This window comes from Sphingopyxis sp. BE259 (genome assembly GCF_031457495.1).
GTDB lineage: Bacteria > Pseudomonadota > Alphaproteobacteria > Sphingomonadales > Sphingomonadaceae > Sphingopyxis.
Genome location: NZ_JAVDWM010000001.1, coordinates 1182678 through 1195840, shown reverse-complemented (window position 1 = coordinate 1195840; position 13163 = coordinate 1182678). Strand labels below are relative to the sequence as shown.

At 65.5% G+C, this 13163-nt stretch carries 14 protein-coding genes; 8 read left to right on the top strand and 6 right to left on the bottom strand.

Translation table 11 applies throughout. The annotated features are described in order from the left end of the window. The first annotated feature begins 222 nt into the window (after positions 1–222). Complete coding sequence (locus tag J2X44_RS05825; protein WP_310088586.1) at positions 223–1266, top strand: hypothetical protein; 1044 nt, start codon at positions 223–225, stop codon at positions 1264–1266. Positions 1267–1293: 27 nt separating this feature from the next. On the opposite strand, the gene zapE is transcribed toward J2X44_RS05825, so the two are convergent. The 3 genes from zapE to J2X44_RS05810 are packed head-to-tail and all read right to left on the bottom strand — an operon-like array spanning position 1294 to position 3691. Then, positions 1294–2421 carry a cell division protein ZapE gene (gene zapE / locus J2X44_RS05820; protein WP_310088585.1) on the bottom strand — a complete coding sequence of 376 codons (1128 nt, stop codon included), beginning with the start codon at positions 2419–2421 and terminating at the stop codon, positions 1294–1296. Further along, the gene (locus tag J2X44_RS05815; RefSeq protein WP_310088584.1) at positions 2418–2912 is read right to left on the bottom strand and encodes a PaaI family thioesterase; all 495 of its coding nucleotides are present in this window, start codon (positions 2910–2912) and stop codon (positions 2418–2420) included. The genes zapE and J2X44_RS05815 overlap by 4 nt, the downstream gene beginning before the upstream one ends. Next, positions 2909–3691 (bottom strand): succinate dehydrogenase iron-sulfur subunit, encoded by a 783-nt coding sequence (locus J2X44_RS05810; RefSeq protein ID WP_310088583.1) that lies wholly within the window; start codon positions 3689–3691, stop codon positions 2909–2911. Before J2X44_RS05810 ends, J2X44_RS05815 begins: the two co-directional genes overlap by 4 nt. A 130-nt stretch (positions 3692–3821) precedes the next feature. On the opposite strand from J2X44_RS05810, the gene J2X44_RS05805 reads away from it, so the two are divergent. Genes J2X44_RS05805 through J2X44_RS05785 form a run of 5 tightly spaced genes read left to right on the top strand, consistent with a single transcriptional unit; the run spans position 3822 to position 8755 of the window. Beyond that, a complete protein-coding gene (locus J2X44_RS05805) occupies positions 3822–5366 on the top strand; it encodes an oligosaccharide flippase family protein (RefSeq protein ID WP_310088581.1) in 1545 nt (514 codons plus the stop codon). Further along, on the top strand, positions 5363–6076 hold the full coding sequence (locus J2X44_RS05800; protein ID WP_310088580.1) for an HAD-IB family phosphatase: 714 nt from the start codon (positions 5363–5365) through the stop codon (positions 6074–6076). The genes J2X44_RS05805 and J2X44_RS05800 overlap by 4 nt, the downstream gene beginning before the upstream one ends. After that, entirely contained in the window at positions 6076–7230 is a 1155-nt protein-coding gene (locus tag J2X44_RS05795; protein ID WP_310088578.1) for a hypothetical protein, read from the top strand. Before J2X44_RS05800 ends, J2X44_RS05795 begins: the two co-directional genes overlap by 1 nt. After that, positions 7227–8330, top strand: a complete 1104-nt coding sequence (locus J2X44_RS05790; RefSeq protein ID WP_310088576.1) for a CDP-alcohol phosphatidyltransferase family protein — start codon at positions 7227–7229, stop codon at positions 8328–8330. Before J2X44_RS05795 ends, J2X44_RS05790 begins: the two co-directional genes overlap by 4 nt. Continuing rightward, entirely contained in the window at positions 8327–8755 is a 429-nt protein-coding gene (locus tag J2X44_RS05785; protein WP_310088574.1) for an HIT family protein, read from the top strand. Before J2X44_RS05790 ends, J2X44_RS05785 begins: the two co-directional genes overlap by 4 nt. Here the strand turns inward: J2X44_RS05785 and J2X44_RS05780 are convergent. The 3 genes from J2X44_RS05780 to J2X44_RS05770 are packed head-to-tail and all read right to left on the bottom strand — an operon-like array spanning position 8743 to position 11209. Next, positions 8743–9507: a phosphocholine cytidylyltransferase family protein gene (locus tag J2X44_RS05780; RefSeq protein WP_310088572.1), complete on the bottom strand. Its 765-nt coding sequence runs from the start codon at positions 9505–9507 to the stop codon at positions 8743–8745. The two genes, J2X44_RS05785 and J2X44_RS05780, sit on opposite strands and share 13 nt — an antisense overlap. Beyond that, on the bottom strand, positions 9504–10289 hold the full coding sequence (locus J2X44_RS05775) for a nucleotidyltransferase family protein (RefSeq protein WP_310088571.1): 786 nt from the start codon (positions 10287–10289) through the stop codon (positions 9504–9506). The genes J2X44_RS05780 and J2X44_RS05775 overlap by 4 nt, the downstream gene beginning before the upstream one ends. Further along, positions 10286–11209, bottom strand: coding sequence for an alpha/beta hydrolase (locus tag J2X44_RS05770; protein WP_310088569.1), 924 nt, complete (start codon positions 11207–11209; stop codon positions 10286–10288). Before J2X44_RS05770 ends, J2X44_RS05775 begins: the two co-directional genes overlap by 4 nt. A 262-nt stretch (positions 11210–11471) precedes the next feature. Here J2X44_RS05770 and J2X44_RS05765 point away from each other — a divergent pair, with 262 nt between their 5' ends. Continuing rightward, positions 11472–12302: a diacylglycerol kinase family protein gene (locus J2X44_RS05765; RefSeq protein WP_310088567.1), complete on the top strand. Its 831-nt coding sequence runs from the start codon at positions 11472–11474 to the stop codon at positions 12300–12302. After that, entirely contained in the window at positions 12299–13147 is an 849-nt protein-coding gene (locus J2X44_RS05760) for a metallophosphoesterase (RefSeq protein ID WP_310088565.1), read from the top strand. The genes J2X44_RS05765 and J2X44_RS05760 overlap by 4 nt, the downstream gene beginning before the upstream one ends. Positions 13148–13163 lie beyond the last annotated feature (16 nt).

Genomic DNA, 13163 nt, shown 5'->3' with positions numbered 1-13163 from the left:
GCGTCGCCCCTACGCCGATTCCCTTAACGAAACAACCGCGAAAAGGCCGAAAATCCGCCTTTTTATGCAAATAGTTCGCAATAACAATAAAGCGGAAAGCGCTGCTATCTTCACATGGGAATGGGTGGACAAAGTGGCAAGGCCGTGACAGCTTTTGGGTTGGAGCGACAGCGCGGGCGCGGATTAACGCTCCTTTATTGCTGGGGTGATAGGCGCGAGCGGATGACGCGGGCAATCATCAGTTTCGATACCGAATTGTCGGCCGGGCTGTATCAGCGCGGCGCCGACGCGCGCGCCAATTTCGAAAGCTCGATCCTGGGGCGTTGCCGCGACGGCGATTTCGGCATCCTTTTCCAGATGGATATGCTCGAACGCCACGGGCTGACCGGGGTATTCTTCATCGATCCGATGCCCGCGCTGGTTTACGGCCCCGGCGTGATCGACGCCATCGTCCGCCCGATTGTCGCTCGCGGGCACGAGGTGCAGGTGCATATCCACACCGAATGGCTGGCCTTTGCGCGCTTCAACCCGGTGGGGCGGTTGACCGGACGCAACATCGGCGATTTTCCGCTGGCGGCGCAGAAGAAGCTGATCGCGCTTGCCCGCGACATTTTGGTCGGGGCGGGCGCGCCCAAACCGACCGCCTTTCGGGCCGGCAATTTCGGCGCCAACGACGATACGCTGCGCGCGCTGGCCGCGCTGGGCTTCCGCTTCGACAGCAGCTTCAACGGTGCTTATCTGGGTCACGGCTGCGCGATCTCACTCGATGCTGGCAATCTGGGGATGCGCGAGCACCACGGCGTTGTCGAAGTGCCGGTCAGCGGGCTGATGGACCGCGCCAGCCGCTTCCGCCCCGCCCAGCTGTGCGCGATGTCGGAGGAGGAGATGCGCGACGCGCTCGACCATGCCGCGGCGAGTGGCGCGATCCAGTTTTCGGCGTTCAGCCACAGCTTCGAACTGCTCAGCCGCGATCGCGAAGTCGCCAACCGGCTAGCCATATCGCGAATGGAGGCGCTGTGCCGGGCCGTTGCCGACGATCCGCGCATTACCAGCGGCGGCCTGGCCACCCTGCCCGCGCCGCCCGCACGTCCGGCGCGGATCCATATGCCCGCACCGCGCCCGCTGCGCACATTGCGCCGCGTGATCCAGCAGGGGCTGGGCCATCTCGCCCACGAGGTGCGCTATGTCCGCGACGTCATCGCGGTGACGATCAATTCGTCACGCTGGGGAAAAATTGCCAGCGGCGTCCTGCTCGCCATGGCCTGAGCCATCGCGCCTCGGCATATCCATGGCCTAAGCCATGGCGCCCTCGGCAGGTCCATGGCCTAATGCCAGATAGTCATCCGACTGCATTTCAGACAGGCGGCTCGCCGTCCGTTCGAATTCGAACGCGCCGTCGCCAGCGACGTATAGCGCATCGGGCATCGCCGCGGCGCTCGCGAGCAGCTTGACCTTATACTCATACAGCGCGTCGATCAGGGTGACGAAGCGCGCCGCCTCGTTGCGGTTTTCCGGCCCCATGCGCGGGATGCCGACGATGATGACGGTATGGAAGTGGCGCGCGACGGCCAGATAATCCGATGCTCCGCGCGCTTCGGCGCACAGCCGCTTGAACGAAAAGACTGCAACCCCTTTCAGCGCCTTGGGCACATGCAACAACCGCCCGCCGCCCAGATCAAGATCAAGCGTCGGAACATGGGCACGATCCTCCGGCGGATAATCGGTCAGGCGAAAGAAGGCGGCCGACAGCGCCACGCTCGCAACCTCATCGGCGGGGACGAACCAGCGCGCGCCGTCGCCCAACCGGTCGCGGCGATAGTCGGTCGGGCCGTTCAACCCCATCACGTCGAGCTTCGCCTCGATCAGCGCGATGAAGGGCAGGAAATGCTCGCGGTTGAGCCCGTCCTTATAGAGGTCGGACGGCGGCCGGTTCGACGTCGCGACCACCGTCACCCCGCGATCGATCAGCGCGGTGAACAGGCGCGAGAGGATCATCGCGTCGGCGCTGTTGTTCACCACCATCTCGTCGAAGGCGAGACAGCGGATATTTTCGACCAGCGCATCGGCGACCAGCGGAATCGGATCACCCGCTTCGCTTTTGCGCACCTCGCGCATCCGCGCATGGACGTCGAGCATGAAGGCGTGGAAATGGACGCGCCGTTTGCGCTGGATGTGGAGCTGGTCATAGAACAGGTCCATCAGCATCGATTTGCCGCGCCCGACCGCGCCCCACAGATAGACGCCGCGAGGACTCTCGGGCTTGCGCCCCGTCAGTCGCCACAGCAGGCTGCCGCGTGGCGGCACCGCCTCCAGCTCGACCTGCAATATGTTCAGCCGTTCGGCAGCGGCCCGCTGTTCGGGATCGGGCTGCAATTCGCCGCCAGCAACCAGCGCATCATAAGCCGCGAGAACTGACATCAACCGCGACCCTTGCTCGCCTTGCGAATGGTGCCCGCGAAGCTCAGCACGATGTGACTGTCGCCCTCACCTTGCACCACCAGACCGCGCAGAAAGATCAGGCGACCGGTCTCGCGGACGAGCTCGACCACCGCATCCAACGGTTCACCCAACCGGCCCGCGCCGACGAACTGGGTCGACAGGTCGAGCGTCACCGAATGCCCCGCATTGAGCGAGCCGAACTGATGCGACGCCGCAAACAGCGCGATGTCGACCAGCGCCAGCGTCACCGCGCCATGGACATTGTCGCCCAGATTGCTGTGCTTGCGTCCAGGGATCATACGGACCCGCGCCCGCGGGCGGCCGTCGGCGGTATCGGGTTCGACCCGCACCGACAGCGGCTCGATGAAAGCGTTGAAGCGGCTGTCGTCCTTGAGGTTCCAGCTCAGCCAGCCTTCACCCTCGTCCTCGGCGCTAAAGCTGTAGCGACGGGGCTCCTCGATTCCGTCGTTCACACCTGCCGCTCGGCCTCGAGCTTCTTGATCTCGGCGATCGCGCGCGCCGGGCTCAGCCCCTTGGGGCAGGCGTTCGAGCAATTCATGATCGTGTGGCAGCGATAGAGGCGGAAGGGATCCTCCAGCTCGTCAAGGCGCTCGCCGGTCATCTCGTCGCGGCTGTCGGCGAGCCAGCGATACGCCTGGAGCAGGATCGCGGGGCCAAGGAACTTGTCGCTGTTCCACCAATAGCTGGGGCAGCTGGTCGAACAGCAGGCGCACAGGATGCACTCGTAAAGCCCGTCGAGTTTTTCACGCTCGGCGGGCGACTGGAGACGTTCCTTGCCGCTCGGCGTCGTCGTCTTGGTCTTCAGCCAGGGTTCGATCGACGCATATTGCGCGTAGAAATGGGTGAAGTCGGGGACCAGATCCTTGATCACGTCCATCGCGGGCAGCGGGGTGATCGTGATCGCGCCCTTCAGATCCTCGATCGCGGTGGTGCAGGCCAGGCCGTTCTTGCCGTTCATGTTCATCGAACAGCTGCCGCAAATCCCCTCGCGGCACGAGCGGCGGAAGGTCAGCGAGCTATCCTGCTCGCTTTTCATCTTGATCAGCGCGTCGAGCACCATCGGTCCGCATTTTTCGGTGTCGATCTCGAACGTATCGAAGCGCGGATTCTGGCCGCTGTCGGGATCGTAGCGATAGACCTTGAACGTCTTGATCGCGGCCGCGCCCTCGGCTTTGTGCGTCTTGCCGGTCTTTTGCGGACGGCTGTTCTTGGGCAGGCGGAATTCGGCCATGTCGCGGGCTCCCTTGGGCAATTGCGGGCTGACTAGACCCGATTGGCAGGGACGACAAGGGTCAGAATCGATAAGAGGAAAGCGCGAAAGCCGCTGGCAGGGGCGCTGGCAAGGCGCTAGGGCGGCAGCGATGAGCGAAAGCGCCGCCCACCCCGCCGTCACCAGCCGCAGCGTCGCGCGCGGGTTGGGCACGACGGTGCTTGCGCGGCTTGGCGCCGTCGTCGAAATCGTCGCGCAGCCGCTGTACGTGCTGATGTTCGGGCTCGCGGGCTATGGCCTGTATGCGGTGCTGTGGGCGGCGATCAACCTGCTCGAAAATATCTTCGACATGGGCATGACCAGCGCGATGCAGCGCACCGTGCCGCAATCGGCAAGCGACGCGGATGCGGCCGCGGCGCTCCGCACCGCGATGATCTTTGGCGTCGGGCCGTGTATCGTGGTCGCGGGATTGATCGCCGCCTTCGCCGCCGACCTTGGCCCGCTGCTCAATGTCGCAGCGCGGGACCGCGATCTCGTCACCCCGGCGATCCGGCTTTTCGTATGGGCGCTGCCGCTCTGGGCCTTTGTCGAGATTGCGACCTCAGCGCTGCGCGCGCGCATGGTGTTCGGCGCCGAAATCCGGTTGCGGATCGTCTGGGAACAGGTGCTACGGCTGGTGTTCGCAGGGCTGTTCTTTGCCGGCGGTCTCGGGCTCAAAGGGCTGTTCATCGCGCATCTCTGCTCGCTCGCAATCACCGCAATCCTGTGCGTGCGCCTGCTGGCCCAGCATTACAGCTTTGCCGACCTGTGGCGCGGTCCGTGGGTGACCTTGACGACGCGCAACACCTTTTGGGCCGGGCTGTCGATCCTGCCCTCGAACATCATCGCGCGATTGTTCGGCGACGCCCCGGCGCTGATCCTCAACCTGCTGCTGCCCGGCGCCGCGGGCGCCGCGGCGGCGGGGCTGTTCACCATCGCGCGCAAGCTGTCGAGCGTCGTCCAGCTCGTTCGTATCGCGTTCGTCTATGTCATGGCGCCCTTGGCCGCCAGCGCCGAGCGCGAGGACCGGCGCCAAGTCGCCGACATTTATGCTTATGCGACGCGGCTGATCTCGGCGATCGCGCTGCCGCTGGCCGCGGTGCTGGCGGCGGGCAGCGCGTCGCTGCTCAGCCTGTTCGGGGCGCAGGCGCAGACGGCGCAGGCAGCCCTGATCATCCTGCTGTTCGCGCGGGCGGCGGAAGCGGTGCTCGGCATTTCAGCGCCTGTCCTGCAGGTCGTGTCTGCTTTTCGCCATCAACTCACCGCCAGTATCTTTGGTGTCGGCATCGCGGTCGGCGTCGGTTGGCTGGTCGTCGGGCATATGGACGTGCTGACCGGGGTGACCCTCGCGACATCGACCGGTTTGGTCGTGATGGCGGCGATCCCGACGCTGCAACTGGCGATGAACGAGAAATTGCATCCGTTCGACCACCAGTTCCCGGTGGTCGCAATGCGCGGGATGGCGCTGACGGTGGTCGCGGGTGCCGCCGCGCTGCTGGCCGACCGATTGCCCGATCCGATCGCGCTGCCGCTGATCGTGATCATCGCGCTGGCGTCGATCTGGGCGGCGATCCGCTTTGCCCTGCCCTATGCCGACCGCGCCTCGCTCGGCAAAGCGGGGCGCAGGCTGCGCCTGATCGGGAGCGAAGCGCGATGACCGACGGCATCACCCGCGTCGCGATATACGACCTCGACCGCACCGTGTTGCGCAAACCGACCTTCACGCTGTTCCTGCTGTGGGCGGCGGCGCGCGAGGCGCCGTGGCGCCTGTTGCTGCTCCCCGCGCTGGCCGCGCTGATGATCGGCTATGCGCTGCGCCTTTACGGCCGCGATCGGTTCAAGCCCGCCGCAATCCGGCTGATGCTGGGACGGCATCTGACCCCGCCGCGCGCCGCCGATCTCGCCGCAAAATTTGCCGCTTGGCGCGTCGCGCGCGATGTGCCGCCTGGTGCCAGCGCGTGCATCGCGCGCGATCGAGCCGCTGGCTACCAGCTGCTGATGGCCACCGCAGCACCCGAATTTTACGCCACGGCGATTGCCGACGCGCTCGAGTTCGATGCCATCGTTGCGTCGCGCCACCTGCGGGATGCCGAGGGCAACTGGCTGCCTGCGCTCGATGGCCCCAATTGCTACGGCGCCGAAAAGGCGCGGCGGGTATCGGAGTGGCTCGACATTCATGCACCCGATGGCGCGGCGCATATCCGCGCCTATTCGGATCATGTCAGCGATGCGCCGACCTTTGCCTTGGCTGACGAAGCCTGGCTGGTCGGGCGCGGCAGCAAAATTGCCCGGCAAGCCAACGATCATGGATGGCTCGCGGCCGATTTTGACGATGCCATGGCAGCCGCGGCGGTCGGGGCGCGATAATGCGGACCCTGTTCCTGTTCATTGGCGAACCGCACCAGATTTTCCACGCGCTGCCGATTGCCGCCGAAATGGCGGCGGCAGGCGGTGACGTCGAGGTCGCGGTCGCCAGCGCCGGGCATCTGCCGGTGGTCGAACAGGTGGCGGCAGTCTATCCGGGCTTTGCCCCGCGCATCACGCTGCTGGGCCAGCGCGGAATCGGTCGCTGGCTGCGCGAGCGCGCCGTCATTCGCCATCCCCGACTGCCGATCCTGCTCGGCGCGCTTAACTTTCTGCGTCAGTTTGATGCGATTGTGGTTCCCGAGCGGACCACGACCATGATCCGGCACTTCCTGCCGCGCCGGACCCGGCTGATCTTTACCCCGCACGGCGCGGGGGATCGGGCGATCACCTTTGACGCCCGCGACCGCCATTTCCATTTCGCCCTCGTGGCAGGCGAAAAGAGCGAGCAGCGGATGCTCGACGCCGGAACCATTCGTCCGGGGCATTATGCGGTCAATGGTTATGTGAAGCTCGATTTGATGGCCCGGCTGGGCAAAACGCGCGCGCGCCTGTTCGACAACGACCGGCCCATCGTGCTTTACGCGCCCCATTTTCGCCGCGACCTGTCGTCGTGGGACCGGTTCGGGCGCGACATCATCGCCTGGTTTGCAGCGCAGGACCGCTACAACCTTGTTGTCGCCCCGCACATCCGACTGTTCGCCGAGGCAAGCGATACCGAGCGAGCCGCGGTTGCAGGCCTGGCGGTGCCCGGCAAGATCCTGATCGACCTCGGGTCCGACCGGCTGTTCGACATGAGCTATACCAGCGGCGCCGACATCTATCTGGGTGATGTCAGCAGCCAGGTGTACGAATTTCTCGCTACCCCGCGCCCCTGCCTGTTTTTGAACGCACATGGCGTTCAATGGGTCGGCGATCCCGATTATCTATTCTGGACCCTGGGCGACGTAGTCGGCGATCTCACCAGCTTACCGGCAGCGCTGGAACAGGCGCCAGTGCGCCATCCAGACTACGGCGATGCCCAGCGCGAGCGACTGGCCGAATCGATCGGCGGCGATCCCGCGGGCGCGGCGCGGCGCGGTGCCGAGGCGATCGCGCGCTTCCTTGCTGCGGGCTTCCTTGCAAAGGACGCCACGCAGGATAAGAGCGGCGGATGAGCGAACCAAAGACCCTGCCCACCCTGGCGCTGATCGGCGACAACCCGACCCTGCTGTGGGGAATGACCAATGCCGAACGGCTGCGCCGCATGGCGCGCGCCGAGGGCATGCCCGAGAGCGTTCCGGCATCGCACGCGCAGCTTACCGTCAATCTCGACTATGTGTTCGATCCGGTGTGGCTGCGCCATATCCTGACGCTACCCGGCACGGTGCTGGTGGATGGCGACGCGCTGGTGATGGCGCATCTGACCGGCGGCATGACCCCCGATGACATCGCGGCGCACGGCGACGCGCTGACGATCATCGATTACCGCGACAATCCGCAAATCTATAATCGCCAGCTGCGCAAGCTGGAGTGTCCGTTTGTCCAGCGGCTGACCCCGGACACGCGGCGGGCGATCGAGCGCAAAAGCTATTTTGGTGCCTACAAGGGCGTCACCGATGCGCTAACCAAATATCTGTGGCCCGAGCTTGCCTTGTGGCTGACACGCTTCGCCGCCAGCATCGGCATGACCCCCAATATGGTCACTGCGATCGGCGCGGCGCTGTGCATCTATGCCACCTACCTGTTCGCCTACGGCCATTACTGGACCGGGATGCTCGCCGCCTTCACCTTCATGGTGCTCGACACCGTCGATGGAAAACTGGCGCGCTGCACGATCACCTCGTCAAAATGGGGCAACGTCGCCGACCATGGCGTCGATCTGGTCCACCCCCCCTTCTGGTGGTATTTCTGGGGCGTCGGGCTGGGCAGCTGGGGGCTGGCGCTGTCGGACCAGACCTTCCTGCTGGTGATGATCGCGGTCGTTGCAGGTTATGTGCTCCAGCGCGTGATCGAGGGGATGTTCATCAAGGATTTCGGCATGGACGTCCACGTCTGGCGCCGGTTCGATAGCCAGTTCCGGCTGATCACCGCGCGCCGTAATCCCAACATCGCGATCCTGTTCTTCGCGACGCTCGCGGGTCGCCCCGACATCGGGCTGATCGCGGTCGCATGGTGGACGATCATCTCGCTGGTCGTCCATGCGGTGCAGCTGGTGCAGGCCTATGCCCAGCGGCGCGCCGGGCGCCCGATTGTCAGCTGGATGGAGGAAGCATGAACGACACCATCGCCAAATTCGGCCATCCCGCGACGATGATCGCCGAATATGAGCATTGGGTCGTGTTGCTGCGTCCGGCGCAGCCGACACTCGGCGCGCTGGTGCTGGCGGCGAAATCCGACGCGACGGCGTTCGGCGATCTGCCCGCGGCAGCGCATGCCGAGCTCAAGATCGTCACGGCGGCGATCGAGGCCGCGCTGGGTCACGCGATCGGCTATACGCGGATCAATTATCTGATGCTGATGATGGTCGATCCGCACGTTCATTTCCACGTCCTGCCGCGCTATGACGGCGAACGGATGGGCGCAGGCCTGGCGGTCACCGATACCGGTTGGCCGGGGCCGCCCGATCTGGCGCAGGCGGTGAAGCTCGGCGATGCACAGATCGCGGCGCTCACCGACTGGCTGAAGTCCTATTTCGCGTAACGGCCTTCTGCCGCCCATTTCGCGGTAAGCGCATCGGCGGCTTCGACATCCTGCGGGAAGTCGACCTCCTGCCACTCCAGACCTTCGATCGATACGGTGCCGACGCGATTGCCCTTGGCGATGACGTCGATCGCGCGCAGATACCAGCGCTCGACCCCTTCGGGGGTGCGCATCATCTGATCGATTTGGTTGCGAAAGATTGACGGGCCATCGCCGACAAAGGCCAGCATCCCGATCGATTCGGCGTTGGTGTCGGGGGGCAGCAGCCGCTTGCCGATATGATGCAGTCGCCCCGCGGCGTCGCGATTCACCTTCATATCGTCGTCGTCATAGTCGGGTTTGACGTCGACGGTGACGGTGATCGGTTCGTTCGCCCCGGCGATCAGCTTGGCGACGATCTCTTCCGAAATGATGGTATCGCCGTTGAGGATGATGAAATCACGGTCCATCTCCTCGCGCGCGATCCAGCAAGTGCCCAGATTGTCGGCGACCTGAAAAAAGGGATTAAAGAGGGTGCGGATCCGCACCCCGGTGTCGCGGTACAGTTGCAGGGCATGATCCTCGACCCGTTCGGTGCGGAACCCCGTGACAACGACGATGTCCTTGATGCCGTTGGCGGCGAGCGCCGCGACCTGCCAGCCGATCAGCGTGCGGCCGTTCAGGTCGATCAGGCATTTGGGGATGTCGCGGGTCAGCGGCAGCAGGCGCGAACCCTGCCCCGCCGACAAGATGATGGCTTTTTCGATGGTCATAGGATTGGCCCTATAGCGGCTTGGCCCCGTGCGGCAAATATCCGCTCGATCAGCTCGATATCGGAAGGCTTGTCGGCGTCGATGCACGCCTCGGCCTCGGACATCGGTACGATCGTCGCCTTCAGTCCGAAGCGCAGCCCGGCGCGCGCCACCCCCTGCTGGATCGTGAACAGGCGGAGCAGCGCGCCGATCAGCAGCCATGGGCCGAACGCCGCAATGATCTTCAGTCCCTTTTTGCGGTCGCGTTCGATCCGCCCCCAGAAGTCGAGCAGCGGCAGCACGCGCCGCCCGCGCAGGTAGAACAGGTTCGCGCCCGACCACCCGCCGCCGCGGAATTTGAGCCAGGTGCGTCTGGATTCTGGATAGCGTTCGAACAGCACGGCGCGCTCAACCATCGCCACTGCAACATCGCTATCCGCGGCGCCGCGCAGGAATTCGGCGAGCATCGTCGGGGTGAGCAGGACATGGTCGGCGGTGGTCACGAGCAGCGGATCGTCGCCCGTAGGCAGCGCCGCCGCGAGCGAGCTGCTGATCCCTTGTCCCGAATCGACGAAATGCAGGTCGGCGAAATCCGCCAGCTCCGGCTGGACGGCAAGTTCGGCGCTGTTCTGCGCGAGGATCGTGATCGGGCCGACCTCTGGTGCGGCGCGCAGCGCGCGCACGACATGGACCAACATCGGCTGTCCCGCGATGGGCAGCAACGCCTTGGTCGATACCCCGCTGCCGGTCAGCAGCGGGTCGGGGCCGGGACGACTACCCGCGAGGATGATCGCCGGAATCATTCGGCGATGGGTGCAGGCGCAACCGGGCGCGCGGTGACACCGCGCAGGAAATCGGTCATCTCGGGCAGGATCGGGCCTTTGTATGCGAGGGGTTTGGTGAGGGCCATCACCAGGTCATTGTGGCTCAGCCCGTCATATTCGCGCAGCGCCGCCGAGCCGCCGACCTTTTGCATCGCCGCCGCTAGTCGCTGGCTGTTGCGCACGCGCACTACGGTGTCAGCGGTGCCATGGCCGAGCCACAGCGGCGGCGCATCGGCGCGCACGAAAGCGATCGGCTGTGTCTGTTCGACCGGGCGGATGTCGCCCATCGCGACATCGGCGCGGCCGCCCTTTTCGAACGGGTAAAAGTCGGTCGGTCCGGCGAGCGAGACGACCCCGCGGATCACCGACACATCGCTGCCCGCCGCCTTCAGCCACTGCGGATCAAGCGCCAGCATCAGCGAATTATAGGCCCCCGCCGAATGCCCCGCCAGCGCCACCCGCCCCGGATCGCCGCCATAATTTTCGATATTTTTCTGGGTCCACGCGACCGCTGCCGCGCTGTCTTGCAGGAAGTCGGGCCAATGCCCCTCGGGCACCAGGCGATAATCGGGGATGACGACAATGAACCCCTGTTTGGCAAAAGCGCGGCCCGCGAAGCCATAATCGTCGCGCTGGCCGCTGTACCAGCCGCCGCCGTAAAGCCAGACCAGCACCGGCAGTTTGTCAGTCTTTGCCGTTCCCGTCGGCACCCAGATGTTCAGCTTATTGCGTGTCCCGGTGCCGTAGGGCTGCCCCGCGACCTGCAACGTCGCGCCATCGCTATCACCCAGCAACCGGTCCCCGAGGTTCAGCGATTTCGCGCCGCCCGCGACGATCATCCACGCCGCGCCGCCGAATAACAGCACGAGCAGCACGGCGAACACCAGAAATTTGATCAATCGCCGTCCTTTGGAAACCCGTGCTGTCATGGCCAGCGTCCTACCGCGCGGTGGCGCGGGGAACAAGCGGCGGACATGACCGAAACCTCACTTCGTCACTCCGGACTTGATCCGGAGTCGATGAATTCTGTGCAAGGGCATGCCGGAAAGGACCGATGGATCCCGGATCAAGCCTGTCCTAAGCCTGTCGAAGGATCCGGGATGACGAAAAGCAGGAAGGCAATTCGGCCACCTTTTGCACGCTCATGCGTAGGACAGCACGATGACCAGTTCCTTCACCCGCCCCGCCCTGATCTGCAATACCCAGAGCGGCAGCCATGACGCCGCCGTGCGCGAGGAGATTGTCGAGATTTGCCGCGCCCACAGCGCCCCGTTGGTCGCGACCTTCGCGCTGCCCGACGGCGAGATTCCCGATGCCGCCGCGTTGAAACAGCAACGCATCGACCTGCTGCTGGTTTGGACCGGCGACGGCACGATCAACGCTGCGGCGATGCGGGCGGCTGGCTGGGACGGCGCGATCCTGCCGTTGCCCGGCGGCACGCTCAACCTGTTGTCAAAGGCGCTGCACGGCGATCGCCCGGCGACCGAGATCGTCGCCGACGCGCTATCCGGCAAGGGGCGGCGCCGCCCGATTCCAACGGTCGTATCTGACACCGGCACCGCCTTCATCACCGTCGTCGCCGGTCCGGCAACGCGCTGGGCTGAGGTGCGCGAGACGATGCGACAGGACGGGTTGATCGAGGCGACGCGTGCCGCGCCTGACGCCCTCGACGAGATGATGAACGCCCCGGGCGTCCGCATCGGCACCGACGGCAGGGCCTATCCGGCGGTGATCCTGACCCCGACTGCCGCGGGCATCCGCGCCGACGGCATCTTGACCGAAGGCACCGGCGATGTGCTGCGCCACGGTTTAGCGTGGCTGGGCGGCGATTTTCGCGACGGGCCGAGCGAGCCGATCGCGACCGGTACAACCATCGTGCTGGAAAGCGATAAGCAGATCAGCCTGGAGTTCGATGGCGAGCTGGACGAGGTGGCTTCGCCCGCAACATTTTCGCTCGACACCAGCGCGGTCGATTTCATCGCGACGGCATGACCCGGCTGTTCCACATCAGCGACCTGCATTTCGGGCTGGAGGATCGCGCCGCGCTCGACTGGTTTCGCGATTGCGTGCGCCGCGAGCAACCCGACGCGGTGCTAATCACCGGCGACCTGACGATGCGCGCGCGAACCCATGAATTCGCCGCAGCGTGCGACTGGATCGAGGCGCTCGACGTGCCGGTCACGGTCGAGGTCGGCAATCACGACCTGCCCTATTTCAACCCGTTCGCGCGCTTTTTCTGGCCGTATCGCCGCATCCGGCGGATAGAGCGGCTGGTCGAGCGCGAGTTGAATCTCGCGGGGGTGGCCGTCGTGCCGCTCAAGACCACGGCACGCGCCCAGTGGCGGCTCGACTGGTCGAAAGGCTGGGTGACGCAGGACGCTCTCGCCAAGACGCTGGCCGCCATCGACGCGCTGCCCGGCGGGACCACCGCGCTGGTCACCGCGCATCATCCGCTCGTCGAGGCAGGCACCAAGGGCCGCGCGCTGACCCGCGGCGGCGCGCGCGCCCTCGAAGCATTGGCATCACGCGGCGTCACGGCGGTGCTGACCGGCCATGTCCATGACGCGTTCGACCTGATCGCGCCGACCACCGCCGGCCCCGTCCGGATGATCGGTGCGGGCACCTTGTCGCAGCGCATCCGCTCGACCCCGCCCAGCTTCAACGAACTCAGGATCAGGGACGGCGAAGTCACGGTCCGCGTCCGCAATATCGACGCGGTGCCGACGCTCGACATGCTGATCGACGACGTCCCGCCCGACGCGCTGCCTCCGCGCGAACCGGGCGAGCCCGTCGCGCCGATCCACGCCGTTCCACCGGTCGATCCGCCAGTGCATTGACGCCGCGTCCGATCCC

Coding starts and splice junctions, on each gene's coding strand:
- J2X44_RS05825 (WP_310088586.1), top strand. CDS start 223: ATGACGCGGGCAATCATCAGTTTCGATACCGAATTGTCGGCCGGGCTG.
- J2X44_RS05810 (WP_310088583.1), bottom strand. CDS start 3,691: ATGGCCGAATTCCGCCTGCCCAAGAACAGCCGTCCGCAAAAGACCGGC.
- J2X44_RS05805 (WP_310088581.1), top strand. CDS start 3,822: ATGAGCGAAAGCGCCGCCCACCCCGCCGTCACCAGCCGCAGCGTCGCG.
- J2X44_RS05800 (WP_310088580.1), top strand. CDS start 5,363: ATGACCGACGGCATCACCCGCGTCGCGATATACGACCTCGACCGCACC.
- J2X44_RS05795 (WP_310088578.1), top strand. CDS start 6,076: ATGCGGACCCTGTTCCTGTTCATTGGCGAACCGCACCAGATTTTCCAC.
- J2X44_RS05790 (WP_310088576.1), top strand. CDS start 7,227: ATGAGCGAACCAAAGACCCTGCCCACCCTGGCGCTGATCGGCGACAAC.
- J2X44_RS05785 (WP_310088574.1), top strand. CDS start 8,327: ATGAACGACACCATCGCCAAATTCGGCCATCCCGCGACGATGATCGCC.
- J2X44_RS05780 (WP_310088572.1), bottom strand. CDS start 9,507: ATGACCATCGAAAAAGCCATCATCTTGTCGGCGGGGCAGGGTTCGCGC.
- J2X44_RS05775 (WP_310088571.1), bottom strand. CDS start 10,289: ATGATTCCGGCGATCATCCTCGCGGGTAGTCGTCCCGGCCCCGACCCG.
- J2X44_RS05765 (WP_310088567.1), top strand. CDS start 11,472: ATGACCAGTTCCTTCACCCGCCCCGCCCTGATCTGCAATACCCAGAGC.
- J2X44_RS05760 (WP_310088565.1), top strand. CDS start 12,299: ATGACCCGGCTGTTCCACATCAGCGACCTGCATTTCGGGCTGGAGGAT.